The sequence below is a fragment of the Zarconia sp. genome (assembly GCF_057467645.1).
This window is the reverse complement of sequence record NZ_JBRJXU010000172.1, coordinates 1-25583: the sequence shown is the minus strand read 5'-3', so window position 1 is coordinate 25583 and position 25583 is coordinate 1. Positions and strand designations below refer to the sequence as shown.

Genomic DNA, 25583 nt, shown 5'->3' with positions numbered 1-25583 from the left:
TGAATAACGGCTCAAACCCTCGGAAGAGTCACGGAGAATTGGTTCGCCGTTTTTAGTTTTTGAATAAAGACTACGTAGAAATACTGAGTTTAGAGATGGGAGGAGGGTCGCCCAAGGATGTGCTCATCGCCATCAACCCCAGCAGACCGCTCATCATTTTTTGAGCGCGACCTAGATGGAGGGATCGCTGTGGATAGGGTGTTTTTCCCAGGCTTTCCGTGAGTTATGAGCTACCCTAAAGGGTATAGCAGTCGCCACTTCAGTGAGGACAACACCGAACAATTGTGTAATTAACCCGCAACCTTTCCCCCTTTCGGTCGGCGTTCCCTTGCGTCTGTCGCTTAACCAAGGCTCCAACCGCTGCCCGGCCCCCTTCTGCCCACCTTCACAAGTGTCCTAATTGCGATGGCGGTTGCGATATATCCTCTCTACACGACGACGCTTGTTCCTTCTATTCCTCTCTAAAAGTACCACTCGTTCATGACTCCTCAAGCACAACTCGTTCTCCTAGCTTGGCTACCGATCGTTTTTTACCTGTTTGTACTTTTTCCCCCACGTAAAGCTGTTATTGTCAGTTTTATTGGAGGTTTGCTTTTTTTACCCCAACGCACGCAATTCGCGCTGCCTCTGATTCCCGACTATAGAGGAATGATCGCCACGTGTTATGGCATTCTTTTAGCGATTTTAGTTTATGATTCGCCACGCTTGAATTCGTTTAAACCAGGATGGGTCGACATACCCATGCTGATTTGGTGCGTTTGTCCGTTTGCGTCATCTGTTTCTAATGGGTTGGGACTATATGATGGATTGAACGCAACCTTGACTCAAGTTGCCAACTGGGGATTACCTTACTTTCTCGGTCGGTTGTATTTAGGAAATCTATCGGGTATGCGAATGCTCGCTAGCGAGATTCTCAAAGGTGGAGCGCTCTACATTCCCTTGTGTCTTTACGAAGGTCGCATGAGTCCTCAACTGCATCGCATGGTTTACGGTTATTTCGCCCATCCTTCCGGTATCAGTCAATCCATTCGGTATGGAGGGTATCGACCGAACGTGTTCATGCAACATGGATTGATGGTGGGAATGTGGATGATGGCTGTTGCATTGATCGCCGTTTGGTTGTGGAAAGCAAAGACCTTCAAGGAGATTTGGGGAATGTCCTTGGATTGGTTAGTTTGGGTGTTTCTATTTGTCATGATTTGGTGCCGGTCTACGGGTGCTTACTTTTATATGTTGCTCGGGGTGGGCACGTTATTTTCGGCAAAGTGGTTGCGAACGTCTCTATTACTCCTATTTGTAATCGTGTGTTTGTCCTACTATTTATATGCCGGAGCAACTGGGACGTTTGCCGGAGATGAAGTTGTTGCTTGGGTCTCGGAAACTGTAAATCCCGATCGCGCCCAATCTTTGGCATTTCGATTTAATAACGAAGAAATTTTGGGAGAACACGCACGGGAAAGAATGATGTTTGGATGGGGAGGATGGGGACGAAATCGCGTTTACGAATATAACTGGGCTGGAGAACTCGAAGATACAACCGTGACCGATAGTTTGTGGATTATCGCCTTTGGAGTCAACGGAGTGGTTGGGTTGGCTTCTTTGACGGCTTCGTTGTTGCTGCCGGTGGTTTGTTTTTGTTTGTTTCGCTATCCAGCAAGTACTTGGTTCAATCCACTCGTCGCACCGGCTGCCGCACAAGCTGTGGTTTTAGCGCTGTTTATGTTGGATTCCGTACTCAATAATATGTACAACCCAGTTTTCACGCTGATTGCGGGAGGTTTGTCGGGAATTGCCCTCAATCCACCTCAAAACCTTCGTCCGACCGCAATTCGTTCCGCGCGAACGGGACCGCCAGCAGTACAAGCAAAACGGCCGAGGACCCGCGTTCGCACCATCCGACGAAATTTCACCTCAAAATAACGATGAGATTGAGATTTTAGCCTTTTCCCCTCCCGAAGTTACTCTTGGGTTTCTTTCGGGTGACAGAAAAAACTCGGTCGCTTTTTATAGGTTTTCCGATAGAGTTGGAGGGCTTCGTTTCCTTGTTGGGCGTGGAAGTCCTCTTGTACTTTGCGAGTCAAGCGGCGGGACACTTCTTTCACGATGCCGCAAATCATGCGATCGCCCGTGTTTTGAATTAAACTCGGCGGCAGGGCGCGAATAAACTTGGGAAAATGTACCCCAACACCCAAATCTAACTCCCAATCCACCCGAGTCACCGTGAGGGATTCATTCCCTTCCACTGGAACATCGACGAGGATTTGGACGGCTCGAAAATCGACTTCGTAACCGGGGGGTGTATACCCGGGGATGGGAACGGTCTCGATGCGATAAACTCGTTCTTGTTGGGGCAGCAATTCCAGACCGATTTTGGCTTCGATATAATGTCCCATGGAGCCGTAGCGTCCTAGCATCAAGGCGTAGCTGTTTTCTCCGAGGGGATCGACTTGCATCGGTGCCGCACAGCGACAGAACCAGCCTTGATGAACGTCGAGGTAATCAGCAACGGTTTGGGTATCGGCGTACATTTCCATTCCGCCGACAAATTGGCTGCGGAACCAAAATGGTTCGCTAGTGCTTTTGGGATCTGTATCTGCACTCTCGGATTCGATCGAGTTCAGATTTGCGTGATGGGGCGGTGATTGTTCGTTAAATGACGATTGCATAACCGATGTTTGAGTCTAACTCGATCGCGATCTTCACAGTCAAGAGATGGAAGACGTTGCCAACTTCTCTCTCCAGGTTAACCGGTACGGGGAAGAACCCCATCGGTGTTTTTTCTAAAGATTTTTCGCGTTTTTGACCTTAAATCTCCAATGACAGGCAGATTTTCGATCGATAACAATCGGTATACACCGATTGCAAACCGATTGCTGTGCCGAATTTAGCACAACGGGTCGGACGGCAGGCGCATTAGAATATTAAACAAGCAATACAATACTTAACCTCAAGTCTCGGTTATCGATCGGACAATTTAGTCAATCATGAAAGCATTTGTCGCAGGGGCAACGGGCGAAACGGGTCGCCGGATCGTGCAAGAGTTAGTTCAACGAAATATTCCCGTCCGCGCTATGGTGCGAGATCTGGAAACAGCCCGGAACATCTTACCATCGGAAGCCGAATTGGTTTTGGGGGACGTGCTGCAACCGTCGAGTTTGCAATCGGCTCTCGGGGATAGTACGGTTCTCCTCTGTGCCACGGGAGCCAGACCCAGCTTCGCTCCCACCGGACCCTACCAGGTAGATTTAGAGGGAACCAAAAATCTGGCCAACGTTGCCAAGGAAAAGGGTATCGAGCATTTCGTCCTCGTCTCTTCCCTGTGCGTTTCCCAATTCTTCCACCCCCTCAATCTGTTTTGGCTGATTTTGGTGTGGAAGAAGCAAGCCGAAGACTATCTGATCGGTAGCGGCTTAACGTATACCATCGTTCGTCCCGGAGGTCTCAAAAACGAAGATAATACTGACAAGATCGTCATGCAAGGTGCTGATACCTTGTTTGATGGCAGCATTCCCCGGCAAAAGGTGGCGCAGGTTTGTGTTGAAGCCCTCAACGAACCCAGCTCTCGCAATAAAATTGTGGAGATCGTCGCTCGGGACGATGCCCCGGATTTCGACTTCGACGCACTGTTTGCCAGTGTCTCCTAAGCTCGGTCTCGATCGGAATCGAGGAGGTTGGCATTCATGATATCGGGTCGTTCTCTCTGGGTTCTCTCCCTCCAAAACTTCATAATTTTCAACCTCTCAGAAAGGTAGAACGAGCGGTTCGACCCGCATTCTTGGAACATCGTCCAGTGCCGATGGTAATGCGGCTGACCTCCCCACAAACAGATATCTCAAGAAATGGGATGAAAGGGTTTTGAAACCAGAAGTTTTTATTCGCTATCGGGTGGGGCGATCGTTTCCCGTTAGGGGAGCGACGAAAGAAGTTTTCAGACGGTTATCGATTGGCGGGTTGACCACGGCAATCGCCCTGTCGGTGCTGGTCAATCGAGTCAGCCATCGTCCGTTTGTCGCCGTTGTCGAACCCGAACCCGTCCCCGAGGTCTCGTTTCCTCCCCTCATTATGAGTGGGGGCGATCCCCACATCCGGGCTTTGATGCGGATGATTTCAGCGGCAGAGTCCAACGTGAGTCGACCCTACCACGTCTTGTACGGCGGTGAGTATATCGAAGACCTCAGCCGCCATCCCGATCGCTGCATCCGCATTCCGGTCGGACCGAACACGGGCAATTGTTCCACGGCAGCCGGACGCTATCAGATGCTCACCACCACTTGGAACGAAAAGTCCGAACTCTATCATCCCAAAGCTGAGGGATTTTGGTTGTGGGATACCTATCACTTCGAGCCGGAGTATCAGGATAAAGTGGTGCACGACTGGTTGAACGATCGCCTGGCTTGGGGGGAAGATATTGCCGCCTTGCTCCGTCAGGGTCACTTGGATCGGGTGTTGCGATTGCTCTCGGGAACTTGGACGAGTTTGGGGTACGGCATCGAAACTAATGACATGACCCAAAGTTTGCCCCAGATTTACGAACGGATGCTTGCTGAAGAGTTGGAGAGCCTAACGGCAGGGGAGGCAATTGACAATTGAGAATTGACAATGGGCGAATGGCACCCAATTAAGACTGAGTTGCTACTGAGTGAGTACGGAACGGCAAGGATTTTAGCCACCGATTTGTGCTTATGTCAGTGCCATTCGACAATGGGCCAGTGGCAACGCTCTTCCCCACTCGGTAGGCAGTTTTCATCAGCACGATGCGAACAGTGCGATTGACTCTACATCCCACACCGAACCCTATTGAACCTGTGCCAAAAACTCTCGTGCCGTCTGTTCTAATTGCGCATCGTTCGTTTCTCGCGCGAGAGTGAGGACTTGTTGTAGAGACTCAACAGTTTGGGGTTTGTCGCCGATATTGGCAGAAGCCAGCGCTAAATTCATCAGGATTGTGACTTGCATGCCCAAATGGTCGATCTCCCGCGAGATAGCTAAAGAGCGATGGTACAGTTCGATCGCTTCTTGGTATTGTTCGAGGATTGCGTAAGTAAGACCCCAGTGATGAAGAGAACTCGCTTCTCCTACTCCATCGCCAATGTTTCGGAAAACCACTGAAGCTCGATCGTAAACTTCGATCGCTTTTTGGTATTGTCCGAGAGCATAATAAGCGTTACCTAGATTGTAGAGGGCATTACCTTCCACCTTGCGATCTTTGACTTCCCGCGCGATGGCTAACGATTGTTGGTGGAAATCGATCGCCCGTTCGTATTGCTCGAGATGATTGTAAATATTCCCCAAATTCCCCAGGGTTTTGGCTTCTCCAACCAGATCTTCGGTTTTTCTGAAGAGAACCAACGCTTCATCGTAAAATTCGATCGTGCGTTCGTATTGCCGGAGTGAATGGTAAGCATAGCCCAAATTATAGAGAGAGTTGCCTTCCATCTCTAGATCGCCGATTTCGCGCGCCATGGCGATCGATTGTTGGTACATTTCAATGGCTCGTTCGTATTGTTCGAGGGCATTGTGGGCATTTCCTAAATTGTAGAGAGATTTGGCTTCTCCAACTAAATCGCCGATTTCTTGCTTGATGGCGATCGATTCTTCGAGAAACTCAATGGCCCGTTCGTACTGCCCCAGGATATTATAAACCGTCCCTAAATTGTTGAGAGCGCCCGCTTGTTTCTCCAAATCGCCAATTTCCTGGAAACTGGCGATCGATTGTTGGTAAATATCGATGGCTCGTTCGTACTGTCCCAGGGAATGGTAGGCATTGCCCAAATTGCCCAGAACGTTGGCTTCTCCTACCACATTACCCGCTTCTCGATAGAGAGTGAGCGCGCGCTCCCAGGACTCGATCGCAGCTTGTAATTGACCGGTCTGCGCTTGCAGCACCCCTCTGGCGACAAGGCGATCGGCTTCCACTTGTCGGTCTTGGACGGTTTGGGATAGAGCGAGGGTTTGAGAAACTGAAGACTTTACCGCTGCGGCTTGAGTAGAGGAAGTGCCCAAGAATAGGGAAGCGCTCAGACCGAGAAGGACAAGGGAGGGCTTGGAGAAGTTGACAAACATTACGTTTTATGGATAGAGATCGGCGATCGCTCTGCCTGAGTTACCCATAGATGAGGTGAAAGCGCGATCGCTTACCCTTACGTATTTCTGGCGATGGAGAACTTATGCACTTTTCCATCGAAAGTTGGTCGCATCACCCAACAAATAGGGCGAAGCATTGAGATGAGAAAACATGAGTTGAACCTCGAACTGATTTCTCAAATGCTTCGCCGCGATCGGCAACCCTCGGAGATCTTGCGGATTACGACGATGACTCTTGCTTTTGGGGAAAGCGGCCGTACACCCCCGTCAACCACCGCAGCCGGTCTCCAAATTCCTGCACCAGGGAATCCTGACGATAGCGCCAACCCCAATTCCCCTCAGCTTCGCTGGGTTCGTTCATCCGGGCGTTTGCCCCCAACCCCAACAAATCTTGGAAGGGAAAAATCGCCTGGTTGGCATTACTACTCATGGCCAGGCGAATCAAATCCCAGTGAATGCCATGACCGGTACTACAACCGAGAAAATCCCAAACCCACTGCTGCTGGTCGGGCGATCGCGCTTCAAACCAGCCGACGGTGGTATTGTTATCGTGGGTTCCGGTGTAGACCACGAAGTTTTGGGAATGGTAGTTGTAGGGCAAATAGGGATTGCCGGGACCAGAATCGAAGGAAAACTGTAAAATCTTCATGCCGGGGAACCCGAATTTATCCCGCAGTGCCTCCACTTCCGGGGTAATAATTCCCAAATCTTCAGCGATAATCGGTAACTTGCCCAACTCTCGATTCAGTCGATGGAAGAAAGCCTCTCCCGGTGCTTCCACCCATTTACCGTTCATAGCCGTGTCTTCATCTCCTGGAACTGCCCAGTAAGATTCAAATCCCCGGAAATGGTCGATGCGAATTAAATCCACCATATCGAGGATGGCGTGGAAGCGCTGCAACCACCAGCCAAAATCATCTTTCTCTAATTGCTCCCAGTTGTATACCGGGTTGCCCCAAAGCTGCCCCGTGGCGCTGAAGTAATCTGGGGGAACCCCTGCCATCATTTTCGGCGCGCCGGTTTTTTCATCCAGGGAGAAAATTTCCGGATGCGCCCACACGTCAGCGCTATCGTGGGCGACGTAGATGGGAATATCTCCGAGAATTTGAATGTTGAGTTCGTTGGTATAGCGTTTGAGGGCCAGCCACTGACGGAAAAACTCGAACTGGAGGAACTTGTGGAATTCGATTTCGGAGGCGAGTTCTTGCTTCCATTTGGTAATGGCGTGGGGTTTGCGTTTGGCAATGTCGGCCGGCCAATTGTTCCAGCTTTCCCCCTGAAAAGCCGAGGTTTTGAGAGCCATGAAGAGAGTGTAGTCTTCGAGCCAATAGACGGCGCGATCGCAAAATTTCTCGAACAGTTTCTGTCGTTTGGGTTTTGCCTGGGTTTTGAAATTATTGAAGGCAATCCGCAGCTTGGCCATTTTGTAGTCTCGGACGCGATCGAAATCGACGCTGTCGAGGGGAAAATCGGGCACGTCGGCGACATCCCAATCCGCGAGCAACTCCTCTTCTATCAACTTCTCCAAGCTAATCAGCAGGGGATTTCCCGCCATCGCCGAGTAGCACATGTAGGGAGAGTTGCCGTATCCGGTGGGACCGAGGGGAAGAATTTGCCAAATTTGTTGACCGCTATCGACCAAGAAATCGACGAATCGATAGGCTTCCGGGCCCAAATCGCCGATACCGAAGGGACTGGGGAATGAGGTGGGGTGAAGTAAGATGCCGCTGGATCTGGGGAAGGCCATAATTTATCTGAAAATAATGAGGTATCTATTGAGAAACGATCGGGCGTAACGATCGAGGCGGTCGGTCTATCGAGAGGTCGCGATCGTCAGGTCTCGAACGTGCAGTCTGGGCTATCTGAATCGAGTGGGAGCGAGGGTCGGGCGAACCATTGACTTTTTTTCCGTCGCCGGGATATTGGGGTCGATGCACGCGAGTCGAGCTAGATGAAGCGATCCCTATCCCCAACCCAGTCGTTCGGACGTGCGAGATGCTAGTAATTGTTATAGACTCTAGCATGGGAATTTCACCCTCTCCCTGGGTTTCTTCAAAGTTTTTTAAGCGAACGAGCGGGATGCAACGGACAATTGACAATTAACAATTGACAACAAAACACGATCTCTACCTCTTCCTTGTCCTCCCGATCGCCCTCACTTCGTCTGAAGCATCTCCCACAAAGCCTATGACTTTTCGCAATCCCGCTCCGACTGTTGATATCATCATCGAATTGGTCGATCGCCCTCATCGTCCGATCGTCCTGATCGAACGGCTCAATCCACCCTATGGCTGGGCAATTCCGGGGGGATTCGTCGATTATGGCGAATCGGTGGAAACGGCAGCCGTGCGCGAAGCCCAAGAAGAAACGGGGTTAGTGGTGGAGTTGGTAGAACAGTTATTGGTGTATTCCGATCCCGCTCGCGATAAACGCCAGCATACGATCGCCCTGGCTTTCATCGCCACTGCCACCGGCGAACCCCAAGCGGGAGATGATGCTAAAAACCTGCAAATCTTCGACCCTTGGGCAATTCCTAGCAATCTGTGTTTCGACCACGATCGCATTTTGAAGGATTATTTCAACTATCGAAATTACGGCATTCGCCCTAGACTGGGCTAACCAAGAGACTATGAGTCAAAACGAATCTAAGTAGCTCATGTAGGGTGGGTAATGGCGGCGATTGCATGAGTAGGTTCCCCAGTTATCGTCAATCCGCCCTTACCCATCGTCTTTTTGTGAGGTGAGAATCTAAAAAATATACACTTGTAAGCTCCCCCCATCTCCCATCCCCTTGCCATGAGTCAGAACGAATCTAAGGAAAACCCAAATAAGCCCGAAGAGAAGGATAAGAAGCGCCAACTCCTAGGACTCGAACCCGTCGAAACGCATCACGAGCTAATTCTCGCTGACAGAAGTTACAAATATACCGCTCGTGCGGGAGTTCTTCCCCTCAAAGATGAATTCGGTGAAACTCAAGCGGAGATTTTCTTTACCGCTTACGTCTTAGATGAGAGCGACAACAAGGCCGATCGCCCTCTCACTTTTGTCTTTAATGGCGGCCCCGGTTCTTCCTCGGTGTGGTTGCATATGGGGGCGCTCGGACCCCAGCGCGTTTGTATGGAACGAGAGGGTTGGATGCCGCCACCGCCCTATCGCCTAGAACATAACGAGTATACTTGGCTCGATCGCACGGATTTGGTGTTCGTCGATCCGGTGGGAACCGGTTACAGTCGGGCGATCGATGAAACGGCGGATAAAAAATACTGGAGTTTTGAGGGGGATATTCGATCGGTTGGCGACTTTATTCGGCTATATCTGAGTCGCTACCAACGCACCTGTTCCCCCCTCTATTTGGCGGGAGAGAGTTACGGAACCACCCGAGTTGCAGGTTTGGCGGGCGATTTGGTGGAAAAGGGGATTGCTTTCAACGGCATTATCCTCATCTCAACCGCACTGGATTTGCGACCGATCTTTTTTGCCACGGGGGACGATTTGCCCTTTGTCTTGTTCGTTCCCACTTATACGGCCACCGCTTGGTACCACCAAAAGCTAGAGGACGAGTTGCAGCAACGTCCGTTACCGGATGTGATGACCGAAGTGGAAGCTTGGGCCGAAAGTGAATTAGCTGTCGCCTTGATGAAGGGCGATCGCCTTGATGAAGCCGAACGCCGTGGTATTGCCGAACAGCTAGCCCGTTACACGGGGTTAAGTCTCGATTTCGTCCTCGGTTCCAATCTTCGCATCCAGATCGATCGCTTTTGTAAGGAATTGCTGCGCGATCGCCGCCGCAGTGTCGGACGACTCGATTCTCGGTTTAAGGGCATCGAACCCTTCACCGTCACCGAACGACCGGAGTTCGATCCCTCGATGGTGGCCATCATCCCCCCCTACACCGCCACATTCGATCGATACGTTCGCGCTCAATTGGGAATAGAAACCGACCTCACTTACGAGGTGATTAGCTGGAAGATTAATGAGGGTTGGGAGTGGGAGAAAGGGGCACTGCCGACCACTGGTGAAGTGTTGCGGGGGGCAATGGCAAAAAATCCGTATCTGAAGGTGTTCGTTGCCCAAGGCTATTACGACCTAGCCACTCCTCACTTTGCGACGGAGTACATGATTTCCCACATGAATATCGACCCGGAACTGCGACAAAATGTGCAAGTTTCAATGTATGAAGCCGGGCATATGTTTTATTTGGATGTGGAGTCTTTGGCAGCGTTTAAGGAAGATCTCGATCGGTTTTTGGGGTGATTGAAGGATTGGGGATAAATGTGTAGGAGCGGTAGTTTTTCGAGTTGAGTCCCAGATGCTCTTTTATCGTTGTGAGTCTTCGATCGAGGTGTGATATGAGTTTTTTGACGCTCGCAGGATTCTTTTCTCACGATCTGGAGTTTAGATTGATTAATTTGACTGTATATTCAATTGAAGAATTAGCATCGAGGGAAAAACTAACTTGAGTTGTAAAAAAAGGAGTGATAAACTAAGCTGATTTACTAGTCATTTTATGGTATATAAAGCCTGTAAAAAATATAGACCGATTCATAAAAAAATTAATAAGTCAGAGATTGAAAAATATGTAGATGTTTCCATGCTGTCAATTTCTCAGGCAACGACAGCGACTTTTACGGATCTTTATTTTCAATACACATTTTTGTTTTTTATTCAGGTTGGAAGTAAAAGGGTGATATGTCCGATAAATGGAGAACTGATCGGGCAGACGGATGATGTGATGATATTTCCTCCTGGATCTATGGTGACGCTGGAAAACCGCACGGTGCTTAATGAAGATTATCGGGCTATTGGCGTTTGTTTCCCCAAACAGATGATAAAAACAGTGTTCTCCAACGAAAAATCAAATATTGAGCCAGTTGGGATTCAGATTGTGAAGGGATGTGCAGAGCAGTCTCTTCAAGTCTTGAACACTATTCAAGCCACGCTGAACGACGCAAAATTACCAGAGCCGATCAAACAACATCGTTTGTTAGAACCTTTAATTTGGTTGAACTATCACGGAATTCATCTCTCAACTGATGAGGAAGAGAAACCACTAAGCAAGCTCAGAAGACTTATCGAAACAGATTTAAGTCATTCTTGGCGGTCTAATGAAGTAGCTGAATATTTTGCCATCAGTGAGTCAACAATGAGACGTTGGTTAGCAAAATCTGGGCAAAGTTTTTCAAAAATATTGCAGAACACCAGACTTGAGCATGGGCTAAGTCTTTTGCAGTCAACAGATATTCCAATTTCTGAAATTGCAATTAATTGTGGTTTTAAAACACCATCCCACTTCTCTGATTCGTTCAGGAAGAGATTTGGAATCAAGCCCAGTCAGATACGCAAAGTTGAAGATTGAGCGTTTTTCGATAGTTCTTGCTCGATGGCTGGAAGTTGAATGAAACGATTCTTGATAGACTCAGTCATGTAAATAATGTTCGGGGCTGCTGATTTGAGGTATGAATTACAGAATGTGACTGTTCGTTGCGAATTCCTTTTTATCTATTACCTTGATTCAGCAACGCCTAATATTCAAGCTAGAAAGGATCTTGAAAATGCTTCGTAATTTTATTGCTATTGGCTTCTTACTCGCTATATCTATCGCGTCACCTGCATTGGCACAGGAGTTTGAGTTGACCAGCACAACAGTCTCTGAAGGGGAAAAGTTGAGCAACTCCCAAGTTTTTCAGGGTTTTGGATGCGAAGGTGGAAACCAGTCTCCGCAATTGTCATGGACTGGCGCACCAGAAGGAACAAAAAGCTATGCAATTACTTTATACGATCCAGATGCACCAACTGGATCGGGCTGGTGGCACTGGAATGTTGTTAATATCCCCGCCTCTATAAGCTCTGTTTTAGAGAATGCCAGTACTAATACGAACCTACCTAAAGAAGCGATTGAAATCCGAAATGACTACGGCACAATTGGATTTGGAGGAGCTTGTCCTCCTCCTGGTGAAGTGCATCGTTATGTCTTTACAGTATATGCACTAGACACAGAACGCCTTGAACTGCCTGAAAACCCAAGCAATGCACTTGTCGGTTTTATGCTCCGTTCTAATATGCTCGACAGTGCAAGCATCACAGCTATTTATTATCGATAATCATAATATTTTATAAGTATCTGTAACATGATGGATTGTCTGATGAGGGGGGACGAGAACTGGTTTTTGAGGTCAGCTCTAGCAATTCTTGCTGTTCTACTGCTAGAGAATGCAAGTTCTTTGCCACTTCCACCAAGCATCCTGGCTTATCAGACCGAAAATAGCCTTCTCCCATTTGTTCGAGGTCGGCTTTGTTGAGTCTAGCGATCTGTGACGGTGGTAAGTTGCTCTTTTGCGAGTATGACTCCTAACCTGACCACTACCTCCTCAAGAATTTTTGAGATTTCTGTTGAGTCTGTTTACCTCCATCCCGAGGCTTCCAATGGCGGGGGAGTGAACGGTTACACCCCGACAGTATTCTAAAATAGAGATAATTACTCATCCAGAGTTTGAGAATATCTGTCGGGGAACTTTCATGAAAATCTTAATTGTTTTAACCTCACACGATCGCCTCGGAGAAACGGGAAACAAAACTGGTTTTTGGTTGGAAGAATTTGCCGCCCCCTACTTCATTTTTAAAGACGCTGGGGCAGATATTACCCTCGCCTCGCCCGTTGGGGGACAACCCCCACTCGACCCCAAAAGCAACGAACCCGACTACCAAACCGATGCCACGAAGCGGTTCGACACCGATACCGACGCGCAAGCAGCTTTAGCCAATACGTTACCCCTCTCGCAGGTCTCCCCCGCCGACTACGATGCCATATTTTACCCCGGCGGTCACGGTCCGTTATGGGATTTAGCGGAAGATAAAGATTCGATCGCCCTAATTGAAGCCACGTATGCTGCCGGAAAGCCCGTTGCTGCCGTGTGTCACGCCCCCGGAGTCTTCCGCCACACCAAAACCGCCGAAGGTTCTTCCCTAGTTGCTGGGAAGTCGGTGACGGGTTTTTCCAATAGTGAGGAAGCGGCGGTGGGACTGACGGATGTGGTGCCGTTTCTGGTGGAAGAAATGCTCGCAGCCAATGGTGGCAAGTATACCAAAGCTGATGACTGGCAACCCCACATTGCCGTTGAGGGTCATCTGATTACCGGTCAGAATCCGGCGTCTTCGGTGGCGGTTGCCGAAGCGGTTTTGGCACAACTGAAATCAGATTGAGCAAAGTATCGATTTTTTGGATATCTATTCAGTCGAGCAATGATTCAATAACCGTTCTCAAGTCCCCCTTTTTAAGGGGAGGCAGCGTCGCCAGAGGGGTTTCCCCAAGTAGAACCACTGCCGTGGATTTAGGGGGATCTTCCGTACCTCATCGATTCGAGAAATGCCATATCTGTGCGACTTTGGTATACTCCCGATACCCTTGCCCCAGTCCCCTACATCTCCAAGCAGTCGGGTTCTTCTTCGACAATCGTCTGATACAACGGTTGAAAACTCAACCAACCTAACTCCTGGCTGCCAACTTGGCTATGAGTTAAACGAGCGGTGTTTGGATCGATCGAAATCGGCTTGCCAACGGACTCTGCCATCAGCTGTGACTGACAGCAAGACTCCATGGTAATAAACCACCAAACGGCTTCATCGACGGAGTGACCGACTGTCAGCAGTCCGTGATTGCGTAAAATTACCGCTTTGTGGCTGGAGAGGACGCGAGCAATTTTTTGGCCTTCTTCAGTATCCAAAACGACTCCCGTATAGTCATCAAAAATACTGTGGTCCTCATAAAACGCACAGGCATCTTGACTAATGGGGTCGAGAAGACGACCCAAACTCGACCAGGTTCTGCCATAGATGGAATGAGCGTGAGCGATGGCGACGACGTCCGGACGAGCGGCGTGAATTTGAGAATGAATCGCAAAGGCTGCCTGATTAATGCTTTTTTTTCCTTCAATAATCTCGCCGTGACGATCGACCATAATCAGGTCGCCGGCTCGAATCGAGCTGAAATGAACCGCTAACGGATTCACCCAGAAACAATCCGGGTCTTCTGGATCGCGAACGGTAATATGTCCGGCCAAGCCACAATCGAATCCAAACCGGGCGAAGAGGCGAAAAGCTGCCGCTAAACGTTCTCGGCGATGTTGACGTTCTTGCGCCAAAGATGAAAATTTGGGGGGTTGGAAAATGGGTCGTGTTTTATCGAAAACTGCCATGATTGTTTCCTAAATTTTGCTGCCGTTCCATAGTTTTACCCCAAACTAAGGTTCTTTACGCTTCAGTTAAAAGTTTCACCAACTGTTGAGTAATGGGAAACCCCGTTTTTTCCTCGAAATGGAGGAACATCGGACTTGGATTCGCCTCTAAAAAAATGTATTCCCCTTCTTGAGTTCGCCGCCAATCGATCGCCGTCCAGGCGAGCTTCAACCTCCGGGCAATGGCAAGGCATTGCTGTCGGACGGTTTCTGGGAGTTCGAAGGGAATGAGTTGGGCTTGGGGGTCTTCGCGAAAATCGAGGGATTCGCTGCGAATTTCGGCACTATACACCTCATCGGAGATCGCGTAGCTGCGAATATTGGTACCGGGAATATAAGCTTGTATCGTCACTGGAGACAGACTCAGCGCTTCTTTGAGCCGCGTGGGTTCTAGATGTCGATCGCTCACGAATTGGGTGTGGGCGCCGCCGTAGACGGGTTTGAAGATTGTTGGATGGTGAATGTTGGCAAAAGTTGTGACTTGCTCGGGATCGTTGCCGATTAGGGTGGCGGGGATTTTGACACCCAATTGGCTGACGGCGTGCAGTTGCAGGGGTTTTTCTTTGTGGAACTGGTAGGCTTCCCAGGCGTTAATCCAGCGGGCGGGTATGGCTTGCAGGAGCGATCGCACCGTACTCATGGCATCGTTAAAGGCAATCCGATGTCCGGCGGCATCTGGCATTTCTGGAATCCCCACCCCGGTAAACGTCCGCCAAAATACGCTGTGAATGTCTTGCAGGGAAAACGAACTGCCATCGGGCAATGTGAGGTATCCAGCCCCCGTTTCCGGCTGCCAAGATAGGCGCAACTGAGTGGGAAACCGATTCGTATCTAAATACTCCACTCTCACCCCCGCTTCGGTTAAGGCCCGTTTCAGGTGTCTGGCATGAGCATCTTCAGCATTTCCCAAAATTAAAACGTTCATTCGGAGTTCAATTTGTAGCGTTTAAATGGCGATCGGGAAGTGAGATCGAGTTCGGATAATTCTTTATAATTGGGCACAAACGCTGAATCTCCGATCGAATTATCTCCCACCGCGATTGCCTGCTTCCCCTGCTCCTTTCACGGTGAATTATAAGTATTTAACCGAACTTGATATGACGGGCGATCTACCCTTAACTCTCGCTGTTATGCAGCAAGTAATGTAACTCGCTATCGAGCCACTCCTTAAACATTCGATGTTGAATTTTCCCTTGATGAAAGGATGTCATTTCGGCTGGAATAAACTCTTCTACGAGGAAGAGATGATAGCCTTCTTCGGTTTGTAGCGGTCCGATAATTTCGCCAAGATTTGCCCCAAAAACTGCAGCGGCAACTGTTGGTTTGAGACTCCATCGTTCTACCTCCCCTTCATAGCCACATCGATTTCTCCGCTGGGCATCGAGATCGTATAAATGAGCGGCGTGATAAAAGCTAATTTCTTGCTCTTCGATTTGGTAGAACAGTTCTCGGGCGAGACGATCGTAGGGAACGATAATTTGGTAAAGCAAAATGCGATCGTAATCGAGTTTATTTTGAGCGAAGTATTTTTGGGTTTCAGCGGCAAATAAATGCTCGGCTAATTTTTTCTCCAACAACCACTCGCGAATTCCCGCTTCCCAATCCTCCACGGTTACCATCAAATCCGCCAGCCACGCCAACGTATCCTCCGCGCGTTCCAATCGATTTTCTCGGCGGATGCGATCGGCCTCAACTTGAACGTCTTCATCCGAAACGCTCAGACCTCGTTCTTGGGCGGCTCGTCCGATAATTCTTTTGTACAGTATTTTGTTGTAAATTCCTTTGAGTTTTGTTTCTTTTTTTAACGACAGAATAATATCTTCGGGTTCGATCGTGGTTGAGAGAATATCGGTTGTCATTACCATGTCGATCTGTTTTTCTTCTTGAGGGTTTATTTAAGAGCTTAGCTTTCACCAAGCGCTCGCTCCCAACCGGGATAGAATGACATGAATCGTTTTGTATTGTCTAAAATTTCAAAATATCGACGGATAAAATGTTCTCTACAAACATTTTATGTTTTATTTTAAAATTATAGACATTGGTGGATGACGACGCTCTTTAAAATGTCTAGCTCTTGGGGATATTTTTTATTTCTATAATTATACCAAGTTTGGTGTTTAGTTGAATGGCTAGCTAGCAAGATTTGATTGAATTAGAATAAAGATTTACAATCTAAACTTTATCTTTCAAACTCATTAAAATAAAACGCGAGCGTTATCGATTTATAGCGGTTCTCGCACTCATGAGGTACAGCGTTTCTGGGTTGAGGAAATACTCGATCGGAGAATGGGGAATAAAATATGGAATTTGGGTGTACCTCACCCGGTGCAAAAATAGCTATAAATATGGCTATAACTATCTAAAATTAAAATTTATAAAAGTTTCTCAATATTTCGCAATTTTAAAGAATAAGAACGCTTCGGTGCAACTTTGCGCCAAGCCACGTGGTGACGGAGCAGACACTCTTTCCCCTTTCCTCTTCCCTCAACCCCAGTTTCCCCGCTTTGTCAGGTTGTGGATCGTTCAGTTGCAGATGGCACGATCGAACTCATTCCAATGTTGACTCGGAAATCGTTGTAAAATTTTCCAGGGTTAAGATGCTCGGTCCCGTTTCTACAGAACCCAGAACGCTGCCGAGGACAATGGTTTGGGACGCAAACTGCATCCGCACGACGGTATCGAGAATCCCATCGCCATTAGTATCGAAGGTCTCGAGAACCAGATTGGAAATTTCGCCGATAATGCCGATGCGATCGCCCTGGACGGTATTAAAATCGGTAATGATATCCGCCCCCAAAATATCCTCTGAGCCGGCATCCGTTCTCAAGACGAAGGTATCTGCACCTAACCCCCCCGTTAGGGTGTCTGCCTCCATGTCACCCACGAGTAAATCGTCTCCACTACCCCCGAGGAGAACATCATTTCCCCGACCCCCCCGCACCGTGTCGTTGCCATCCCCCCCATCGAGAAGATCGTTTCCCTGATTGCCATTGAGGTAGTCGTCACCGAGGTTGCCAAATATCCCGTCGTCTCCGCTACCCCCGAGGAGAACGTCATTTCCGCGACCGCCGTATAGAAGGTCGTCGCCATTTCCCCCATCGAGCAGGTCGTGATTCTGATTGCCATAGAGGTTGTCATTACCGTCGCCGCCGTATAGTCCATCTGCGCCATGGTCCCCGAGGATAATGTCGTCACCGCCATCTCCCATCAGTTGGTCGTTTCCCGAGGTTCCAGCGATGGAATTATCTCCGCTATCCCCGATGAAAACGCTATTGACGACAAGTACCGGAGGTAGAACCTCTGGCATCGTATCTGAGTTAGATATCGCGTTAGATGTATCGGTATTGGAGATATCGGTATCGGAGGTCTCGGCCGTTGCACTCGTGATGGGAGAAGCGTCCCCAGAAACGCTCGTACTGGCACCAGCCTCAGCGGAGTTGCCACCGGGTGTTGAAGCTTCATTGTAGCTATTGCTGGTTTCTTCCGTGGGGGATGTAGCGCTGGCGTTGCTGCTGCTTTGAGACCCGGTTTCGTCGATGGTGGCGTTGGCTTCCGCACTGCCGCTACTGGTGCCAGGTGGAGGGGTCTCTTCTGTGGTCGAATTTGAGGTTTCTCCTCCCGGTGGCGTTGGGGGAACGGGGGGAGTGGTTGAATTTGGAGTATTGCCGCTACCGTCATTTGGAATGGGAGGTTGGCTTCCAGCTTCATAGCTACCGTTGCCGCCAATACTGTCAAAGTTTTCAAAATTGCCCTCAAACTCCAGCATCAAGTCCCCGACCCGATTCATAGCGGGGTCTGCAGGAACGCTGACCGTGGCGTTGGAAAGCGCTCCATTCTCCGAGGAAAAACTTGCCGACGCGCCGGCACTGGCGGAGGTTTCACCGGGCACAAAAGTACTTTCGCTGCTATTGCTGAGAACTTCCCCGGTACTGTCATCGGTTACGGTGGCACTACTTTGTGCGGTCGCACCGCTATTGTTGATGGTAATGCTAGCACTCGCAGAGCCGGAAATGGACTGACTGGATTCGGGCATGATACTGTACCTTTTCTGATGTATTTAATCATTCCTAAAAACAGATTTCTCAATACTCTTGCTGAATACTATTTTTGAGTGGATGTGATTTAATATAGGCTTGCGATCGAGTTAAGTACACGCCGATTTGTTTGCCATGAGTTGATTCGCGATTTCAAAATAGGGGCAATCGACTTTTAGTTAAAATCAAAAAATAAACGACTTATATATACTGTATAGATCTAAAAAATTACCTATCAAGAATTTGCTATCTATCTAAAAAAATCTAAAATAAACACGAAAGTCTATGTTCAATCTTGTTTTAAAACTCAATAACTTGAAAAGTCTGTCGTTTATTTTAACTGTTTTTCCCAAAATATAACAACAAGAAAATAGGACGAGCCTAAAAATTAAAAAGGGAAATCGCAGAAAGCAATCCGATTGATTCAACTTTCTGCGATTTATGGATAATTCTAATCGATCTAGATCGGTCAGCCTATCGGAATCATTTTGGATATCGAGTGATTCAATGATTCCGATAGCGAAACTTTAACTATTAGGTGTCAATACCGATGGTAGCAGCGGCAAAGCCAGAGAAGAATCCATCTTCTGCGAAGACACCGGCTTCTGCGTTACCCGTCGCATTTTCGTAGCTTCCAGCGATGGTGAAGCTAGCTTCTGCGTTTAAGGAAACACCATCAGCGTTGACATCGCTGTCTACGTCGATGTCAACATCCACGTCGGAATCGAAATCGATGTTCACATCTTTGTCGAAGTCGATGTTGGCAAATGTGCCGCTCCAGCCCGCTCCAACAACTTTGGTTTCTTCGGAAACGATTTCGAGGTGGTTGAGATCGGAAATAATCATTGGTTTGCTCCTTTTAGGGATCTTGTGTTTGTGATTGGCAGTTGTTTTGTTTCCCTGCCGCTCATGAATTAAATATAGCGATGATTTTTAGGTTGATGTTGCCATTTTGGCATTTTCTTTAATTTCTTTTTTCGGGAATAGAGAAAGAGTATTTTTCATGCTTGGTAGTTCTAGAGTTTCGAGGGCTGGAGTCAACGGATTGGCAGGAATAAAGAACATTAGATCGTGGAGGGTCGCACTTTATATATATATATAATAATCGGATTACGAGGGTCGCTAAGCATCAAAAAAACACGCACCACCTGATGAGCCTTGTTCGCGATCGCGAGGTAAGTGCGCGGAAACTTTCGTTTTGAATTTTTGAGAAGTTTGGTCACTTCAAACATCCGATCGCCTGCAACCCGATCTGAAGGATGTGGGAGCACTATACCGAACCCCAGATCGGCAAAGTTGCCAATTTGGCAGAGAGATTGCCATTTTGGCAATTATCGCCATCCATCGCCATTTAAGGTTGAGAGAGTTTGAGAGGAGTCCGATCGCGCATTGGAAACGTCAAGGCGGGTCATATCGATTGAGTTTTGAGAGACCTGATGGTGCATGTGAATTCCCGTACCCGCCCCGACCGATCTAAAACCGAACCGAAATCCCGACACAGATTGTTGTTTGAGCGGGTTGGAGAAAATCTCGGGACGCATCTTCTTGGGAAATCGCGATCGCGCCCTATAGCAAACGTGGCCCGCCTTCGGAAACCACGATTTAAAAAAGACTTTAACGATGAGTAAAGATACCACAGCCAAACTTTCTCTTCGACAAGAGCGACAAACCTCGCCGGTATTTCCCATCCTCCTAAATTTATTCGATCGAATCGGGGCCGATACCAATGCAGCCGCCGACTTTGCCGCCGACTTTGAAATTCAACCCCTCCAACTCGGAGACGAACTCCAGCTACCCTCAATATCTGAGGCAGAGCGACCCTCAGAAGACCCCACAGATAGCGCGGCCTACGTCATCTGTCAGGGACGGGTGCGATTGCTCGGTTTCGATTCCCAGCGGCAGCGAGACGTCTCAGCCAAGGTTCTGGAGGTCGAAGATTGGTGCGGGGGTGATGAGTGGTTTGCCGTTCTCGATGGCGGATCTCCGATCGTGCCCTATCGTGCCGTGGCGGCGAGCGATGTCCGAGTGGCCCGCATCTCCTATAGCAAACTGCAACCCTGGTTAGGGCGCCTCCCGAGCTTGCAAACCCACCTCCAGGACGACATTCGACGGCGACAGTGCCAGCTCTTCTTCAAAACCCTCACCGAAGCCCGATCGCTGCCGGCCCACCAAATCGAGCAACTCTTACCCTACCTCGCTGAAGCCCGTCTCGATGCCGGCACTCCCTTAGCGGCTGCCACCCCTTCAGAATCCGGTCGGTTCTGGTTGCGGGGAGGACGCATCGAATGCGAAGTGGGAGAAGACGCCAACGTCGAAGCCGACGAACCCAAAGCCCCCAATACCGCCGGGGTCGGCTGGGGCTATCCCCAGAGCATTCCCAACGGCTGGGTGGCCCGCACCGATGTCTGGATTTACCACCTGCCCGTGGAGGCTTGGGAAGAGGTCAAAGCGATCGCCCCCATTTTGACCGGAACCCCCGAAAGCGATACCCAAGCTGCCAAAAACGGGCATTCTCCCCCCAAAGTCCCGCGCCGCCGCCTCGCCGCCGCAGTTGCCCCCGCCCCAGCCGCCTCGGAAGATAACGCCCAAACCGCCCAGAAAACCCAGAAAGCCAAAGAAAAAGCCCCGATCGTCTTTCCCAAACCCATCGGTCGTCGGGTCATGGATTTGCTGGCGCGATATCCCTTCGTCCAACAGCAAAGTTCCTCCGATTGCGGGGCGGCTTGCTTGGCGGCCATCGGGCAGTATTGGGGAAAGCGCTTCAGCATCAATTTCATCCGCGAACTGGCTGGGGTGGGGCGATCGGGAGCATCCCTCAAAGGTCTGGCTAAAGCCGCCGAAAACCTCGGGTTTCAAGCCCGACCCGTTCGCGCCAGCCTCAGCAAACTCGCCGAGGGAAGCAATCCCTGGGTCGCCCACTGGCAGGGCATTCACTATGTCGTCATTTATAAAGTGACCAGTCGCCGGGTTCTGGTGGCCGATCCGGCGAAGGGGAAGCAATGGGTATCGCGCAAAGAAATGCTCGAAAATTGGAGCGGATACGCCCTACTGCTCGACCCCACCGATCGCCTCAAAGCCGCCGAAACCGAGCAGCGTTCCCTGGGGAAGTTCGCCGTCGCCCTCTGGCCCTATCGCAATTTGGGCTTGCAAATTATCGCCGTCTCGATTCTGTTGCAGCTGTTTGCCTTGGTGAATCCCCTCTTCACCCAGATTATTCTCGACCAGGTCGTCGTCCAGAAAAGCCAAAACGCTCTCACCGTATTTTGTTTGGGGGCGTTGCTCTTTGGTTTGGGAAATATGGCCATGTCGGGGGTGCGCAAATATCTGCTGGCCTACCTCTCCAACCGACTCAGCCTGACGCTGGTCACCGGTTTCATCAGCCACGCCCTCTCCCTTCCCCTGAAATTCTTTGAATCCCGACGGGTGGGGGATATCACCACGCGGGTTTCCGAGAACCAAAAGATTCAGCGATTCCTGATTTCCCAAGTACTGCTGGCGTGGTTGAATTTCGTCACCGGCATCATCTACTTGGGATTGATGCTCTATTACAACGCTCGCTTAACCTTGTTGGTGCTGGCGCTGATTCCGCCGATGGTGATTTTCACCCTAGTAGCCACACCCTTCCTGCGCAAACTATCGCGGGAACGGTTCAACGCCGCCGCCGACCAAAACTCGGCGATGGTGGAAATGCTCACTGGGGTACCGACGGTGAAAGCCGCCGCTGCCGAACGGGAGTTGCGCTGGCGCTGGGAGGATTTGTTCACCCACCAACTCAACGTCCGGTTTAAGGGGCAAAAATTGGGGATTAGCTTGGAGATTATCAGCGGTTTGATTAACTCCCTCGGGGGAATCGCCCTGCTGTGGTACGGCGCGAGTTTGGTGATTAACGGGGATTTGACCATCGGTCAGTTCGTCGCTTTCAACATGATGAAAGGCAAGGTTCTCAGTCCGGTGATGGCCCTGACGCATTTGTGGGACGAGTTGCAAGAAGTTTGGATTTCCGTAGAACGCCTCAACGACGTGTTTGCCACGGAACCGGAAGAAGTCCCCGGAAATCGCTTGTTGGTATTGCCTCGGCTGCGGGGAGACGTGCGGTTCGAGAAAGTGACGTTCCGCTATTCGGAAGATGAAGACCGCAATACCCTGCAAAATATTTCCTTCGAGGCGCGACCGGGTCAAACCATTGCTATCGTCGGCCGCAGCGGTTCGGGGAAAACCACCTTGGTGAAGTTGCTGCAGGGGTTGTACCATCCTACCAACGGGCGAATTACCGTGGACGGTCACGATTTGCAGCATGTTTCGCCTCAGTCGCTGCGATCGCAGTTAGGGGTGGTTCCTCAGGATTGCTATCTCTTCTCCGGGACGATCGCCGAAAACATTACCTTGTATACCGATGACGTGTCTCTCGATCGAGTCATCGAAGCGGCAAAACTCGCCGAAGCCCACGCTTTTATCCAAGATATGCCCCTGGGCTACAATACCAAAGTTGGGGAACGCGGTTCGTCTTTGTCGGGGGGTCAGCAGCAGCGGATTTCGATCGCTCGGGCACTGTTGGGAGAACCGCGAATTTTAGTCCTCGACGAGGCCACCAGTTCTTTGGATACGGAGTCGGAACGGCGATTCCAGCAAAACCTGGAGCGTATCAGTCGCGATCGCACGACCTTCATCATCGCCCACCGCCTCTCAACGGTACGCAACGCCGATCTGATTTTAGTCCTCGATCGAGGATTATTAGTGGAACAGGGCAATCACGAAGCGCTCATGGCCCAAGAAGGACTCTATTACCACCTCGCCCAGCAGCAACTGGATTTGTAAGGAGGCATCAGTTTGGGGTCAAATCGTTTCGGGCGAAGGGGTTGTCTCTTGCTCACCCCGTCCGGAGCGTCCCATCTCCTCGCCTTTATCAAAAGAAGGTGTATCCTGGGCAATATGAAACAGTATCTTCAGCTTCTCAAGCGCCAATCTCGTACCCGCACCCCCTATCGAATCAGTCAGTGGTTTAAATGGCTTGCCCCTGGATTGTTGGTCAAGCGCTGGCTGCTGATGAGTGCGGGCGGTGTAGTTTTAACCAGTCTCGGTCTTGCCATTTGGACCAATCAAACCCCCGTTCACAACCTCATCAAGTTCCTCACCCACTTTTTGAGGCAGATTACCAGCATGGTTCCGAGTTATATCAGCGGACCGTTGGCGCTCTTTGGGGGCATTCTGTTGGTCTTTCTCGGACAAACTCGTACGTTGGGGTCGATTAAATCGGCTTTGCAACCGGGGGGGAACGAAGAATTGGTGGATGTGCTGCTCACCAAACGGCGACTCAATCGCGGTCCGAAAATTGTCGCGGTTGGGGGGGGAACGGGTCTCTCGACGCTGCTGCGGGGGTTGAAAGCCTATAGCTCGAATATTACGGCGATCGTCACTGTCGCCGATGATGGCGGGTCTTCGGGACGGTTGCGCAGAGAAATTGGGGTGCTGCCCCCTGGAGATATTCGCAACTGCATTGCGGCCCTGGCGAGCGAGGAAAAGCTACTGACGGAATTGTTTCAGTATCGCTTTCAGGCGGGGGATGGGTTGAGCGGTCACAGTTTTGGCAACCTGTTTCTGACGGCGATGAGCGAGGTGACGGGAGACTTGGAACAGGCGATCGCTGCGTGTTCGAGCGTTTTGGCCATTCGCGGTCAAGTGCTGCCGGCAACGCTGTCGGATGTGAATCTGTGGGCGGAACTCGAAGATGGTCGCCGCATCGAAGGAGAGTCGAGCATTACCAAGGCACGGGGGAAAATTGCCCGCATCGGTTGCATTCCGGCGAATCCACCAGCATTACCCAAGGCACTCGAAGCGATTCGGGAAGCGGATCTGATTATTATCGGACCCGGTAGCCTCTATACGAGCGTGATTCCCAACCTGCTGGTTCCCGAAATTGCCGAAGCCATCGATCGGGTGCGAGTGCCGAAAATCTACGCCTGCAATATCATGACGGAGCGGGGGGAAACCGACGGCTATGCGGTCTCCGACCATATTCGGGCGATCGATCGCGCTTGCGGGAACAAACGGCTGTTCGATGCGGTTTTGGTGCAGAAAAATAGCCCCTCGGCAAGGGCGTTGATTCGCTACGCCCAACAACAGTGCCACCCCGTCGATTTGGATCGCGATGCCATCGAAAAGTTAGGGAGGCAGGTGGTGCGGGCCGATATCATGGCCGAAGATGAAGTGACCGGCAGCGTGCGCCATAATTCCGGGCGGTTGGGTCGGGTGTTGCTGCGATGGTACGGTCGCGTGCGGGAAGATAAGCGATCGACCGCGCTACCTCGGGTGGGAAACCCGTAACGGTCGGGTTCGATATTTGAATTTATCATAGAGGTATCGACCTCAGTAGCAATACGTAGAACACGTCAACCCATGAGCGAACCGATTAATTTCCCCCAAGAACCGATTTCCGCCTCTGATACTCCCCCCATCGATCCGGAAGTTCAAACCCCCCACAAAGTCCGCGTCGAGGAGTTTCAAGTGAGCGGAGATACGTTACTTAGCAAAATTAAAGAACTCATCCATCAAGGTAATATCCGACGAATTATCCTCAAAAACGAAGCGGGAAGCACCCTCGTAGAAATTCCCCTCACGGCCGGACTCGTTGGCGGTGCCTTAGCCGTGGCGATCGCTCCATTCCTGGCTGCGATCGGGGCCATTGGCGCGTTGGTGGCCCGGCTGACGATCGTCATTGAGAAAGTCGAGTGAGTCACGACCGATTCAGTCCCCCAGTGACTGACTGACAGGGGGGTCTAGAACCTCTACCCCCGATCGCCCCCGCACCGCTACGCTCTAGGCTGTTGCAAGCGATCGAGAAATTAATACCGGCGATCGACCGTCGCACATTTTTAACTTGGATGGGAGGAAGTGGGTTTGTCACTCGCTTTCTCTCTCTTGAACTCTCCACGGCTTAAAAGACCGTGGATTCTGGGTTAGTGGCTCCAGCACACGCTTTGTGATGCTGGAGCCACCCCGCGATACAATCGTGTCAGGTTAGTGAACACGCTATAGCGCTGCGGGAGGTTCAATGCTCCCGTAGACACCTTGGCTAGGGTAATGCCTAGCTGTGTGCTTACTTTTCGGAGGATGTTGGCTGCCCCGTTGCAGTCAGCATTCACCATTTGACCGCTAGAAGCTCGATACAAACCCCGCTGTACTCGCTTTCCCGATGGCTTCCACTGGCTGGGTTTTTCACCGTGCCGAGGTAGAAAGT

Annotated in this window: 20 protein-coding genes and 1 pseudogene; 11 read left to right on the top strand and 10 right to left on the bottom strand. The window is 50.2% G+C overall.

Annotation, left to right across the window (positions count from 1 at the left end; all coding sequences use genetic code 11):
- Window positions 1-741: 741 nt before the first annotated feature.
- Window positions 742-1920, top strand: coding sequence for an O-antigen ligase domain-containing protein (locus AC2215_RS25725; RefSeq protein WP_486812887.1), 1179 nt, complete (start codon window positions 742-744; stop codon window positions 1918-1920).
- Between the two features lie 38 nt (window positions 1921-1958).
- Here the strand turns inward: AC2215_RS25725 and AC2215_RS25720 are convergent, their stop codons facing one another.
- Complete coding sequence (locus AC2215_RS25720) at window positions 1959-2666, bottom strand: DUF1997 domain-containing protein (protein WP_486812886.1); 708 nt, start codon at window positions 2664-2666, stop codon at window positions 1959-1961.
- 318 nt (window positions 2667-2984) lie between these two features.
- Between AC2215_RS25720 and AC2215_RS25715 the strand changes: the two genes are divergently transcribed.
- Window positions 2985-3644, top strand: a complete 660-nt coding sequence (locus AC2215_RS25715) for an SDR family oxidoreductase (protein ID WP_486812885.1) — start codon at window positions 2985-2987, stop codon at window positions 3642-3644.
- Window positions 3645-3855: 211 nt separating this feature from the next.
- Entirely contained in the window at window positions 3856-4590 is a 735-nt protein-coding gene (locus AC2215_RS25710; RefSeq protein ID WP_486812884.1) for a glycoside hydrolase family 24 protein, read from the top strand.
- Window positions 4591-4794: 204 nt separating this feature from the next.
- On the opposite strand, the gene AC2215_RS25705 is transcribed toward AC2215_RS25710, so the two are convergent.
- Together AC2215_RS25705 and malQ are read right to left on the bottom strand one after the other, a co-directional pair.
- Window positions 4795-6063, bottom strand: a complete 1269-nt coding sequence (locus tag AC2215_RS25705) for a tetratricopeptide repeat protein (RefSeq protein WP_486812883.1) — start codon at window positions 6061-6063, stop codon at window positions 4795-4797.
- 241 nt (window positions 6064-6304) lie between these two features.
- Complete coding sequence (malQ, locus tag AC2215_RS25700) at window positions 6305-7831, bottom strand: 4-alpha-glucanotransferase (RefSeq protein ID WP_486812882.1); 1527 nt, start codon at window positions 7829-7831, stop codon at window positions 6305-6307.
- A 440-nt stretch (window positions 7832-8271) separates the two neighbouring features.
- Between malQ and AC2215_RS25695 the strand changes: the two genes are divergently transcribed.
- The 5 genes from AC2215_RS25695 to AC2215_RS25675 all read left to right on the top strand — a co-directional run bounded on the left by AC2215_RS25695 (window position 8272) and on the right by AC2215_RS25675 (window position 13284).
- Window positions 8272-8703 carry an NUDIX domain-containing protein gene (locus AC2215_RS25695; RefSeq protein WP_486812881.1) on the top strand — a complete coding sequence of 144 codons (432 nt, stop codon included), beginning with the start codon at window positions 8272-8274 and terminating at the stop codon, window positions 8701-8703.
- 177 nt (window positions 8704-8880) lie between these two features.
- Window positions 8881-10338: a S10 family peptidase gene (locus AC2215_RS25690; RefSeq protein ID WP_486812880.1), complete on the top strand. Its 1458-nt coding sequence runs from the start codon at window positions 8881-8883 to the stop codon at window positions 10336-10338.
- 253 nt (window positions 10339-10591) lie between these two features.
- Window positions 10592-11440 (top strand): helix-turn-helix transcriptional regulator, encoded by an 849-nt coding sequence (locus AC2215_RS25685; protein ID WP_486812879.1) that lies wholly within the window; start codon window positions 10592-10594, stop codon window positions 11438-11440.
- A gap of 196 nt (window positions 11441-11636) precedes the next feature.
- The gene (locus AC2215_RS25680; RefSeq protein WP_486812878.1) at window positions 11637-12185 is read left to right on the top strand and encodes a YbhB/YbcL family Raf kinase inhibitor-like protein; all 549 of its coding nucleotides are present in this window, start codon (window positions 11637-11639) and stop codon (window positions 12183-12185) included.
- Between the two features lie 415 nt (window positions 12186-12600).
- Entirely contained in the window at window positions 12601-13284 is a 684-nt protein-coding gene (locus AC2215_RS25675) for a type 1 glutamine amidotransferase domain-containing protein (protein WP_486812877.1), read from the top strand.
- Between the two features lie 215 nt (window positions 13285-13499).
- Here AC2215_RS25675 and AC2215_RS25670 read toward each other — a convergent pair whose 3' ends face one another.
- The 6 genes from AC2215_RS25670 to AC2215_RS25645 all read right to left on the bottom strand — a co-directional run bounded on the left by AC2215_RS25670 (window position 13500) and on the right by AC2215_RS25645 (window position 19414).
- A complete protein-coding gene (locus AC2215_RS25670; RefSeq protein WP_486812876.1) occupies window positions 13500-14276 on the bottom strand; it encodes a class II aldolase/adducin family protein in 777 nt (258 codons plus the stop codon).
- A 55-nt stretch (window positions 14277-14331) separates the two neighbouring features.
- On the bottom strand, window positions 14332-15240 hold the full coding sequence (locus tag AC2215_RS25665) for an MvdC/MvdD family ATP grasp protein (RefSeq protein WP_486812875.1): 909 nt from the start codon (window positions 15238-15240) through the stop codon (window positions 14332-14334).
- Between the two features lie 190 nt (window positions 15241-15430).
- Complete coding sequence (locus AC2215_RS25660; protein WP_486812874.1) at window positions 15431-16174, bottom strand: peptidylprolyl isomerase; 744 nt, start codon at window positions 16172-16174, stop codon at window positions 15431-15433.
- A 689-nt stretch (window positions 16175-16863) separates the two neighbouring features.
- Complete coding sequence (locus AC2215_RS25655; RefSeq protein ID WP_486812873.1) at window positions 16864-18348, bottom strand: hypothetical protein; 1485 nt, start codon at window positions 18346-18348, stop codon at window positions 16864-16866.
- Window positions 18349-18883: 535 nt separating this feature from the next.
- A complete protein-coding gene (locus tag AC2215_RS25650; RefSeq protein ID WP_486812872.1) occupies window positions 18884-19195 on the bottom strand; it encodes a hypothetical protein in 312 nt (103 codons plus the stop codon).
- A gap of 87 nt (window positions 19196-19282) precedes the next feature.
- Window positions 19283-19414, bottom strand: coding sequence for a hypothetical protein (locus tag AC2215_RS25645; protein ID WP_486812871.1), 132 nt, complete (start codon window positions 19412-19414; stop codon window positions 19283-19285).
- Window positions 19415-19969: 555 nt separating this feature from the next.
- On the opposite strand from AC2215_RS25645, the gene AC2215_RS25640 reads away from it, so the two are divergent.
- From AC2215_RS25640 to AC2215_RS25630, 3 genes are all read left to right on the top strand, one after another.
- Window positions 19970-23164: an ABC transporter transmembrane domain-containing protein gene (locus AC2215_RS25640; protein ID WP_486812870.1), complete on the top strand. Its 3195-nt coding sequence runs from the start codon at window positions 19970-19972 to the stop codon at window positions 23162-23164.
- Between the two features lie 114 nt (window positions 23165-23278).
- A complete protein-coding gene (locus tag AC2215_RS25635) occupies window positions 23279-24670 on the top strand; it encodes a gluconeogenesis factor YvcK family protein (protein ID WP_486812869.1) in 1392 nt (463 codons plus the stop codon).
- A 72-nt stretch (window positions 24671-24742) separates the two neighbouring features.
- A complete protein-coding gene (locus AC2215_RS25630; protein ID WP_486812868.1) occupies window positions 24743-25078 on the top strand; it encodes a DUF4342 domain-containing protein in 336 nt (111 codons plus the stop codon).
- Window positions 25079-25302: 224 nt separating this feature from the next.
- Here AC2215_RS25630 and AC2215_RS25625 read toward each other — a convergent pair.
- Window positions 25303-25583: pseudogene (locus AC2215_RS25625) on the bottom strand (IS200/IS605 family accessory protein TnpB-related protein); the annotation flags it as partial.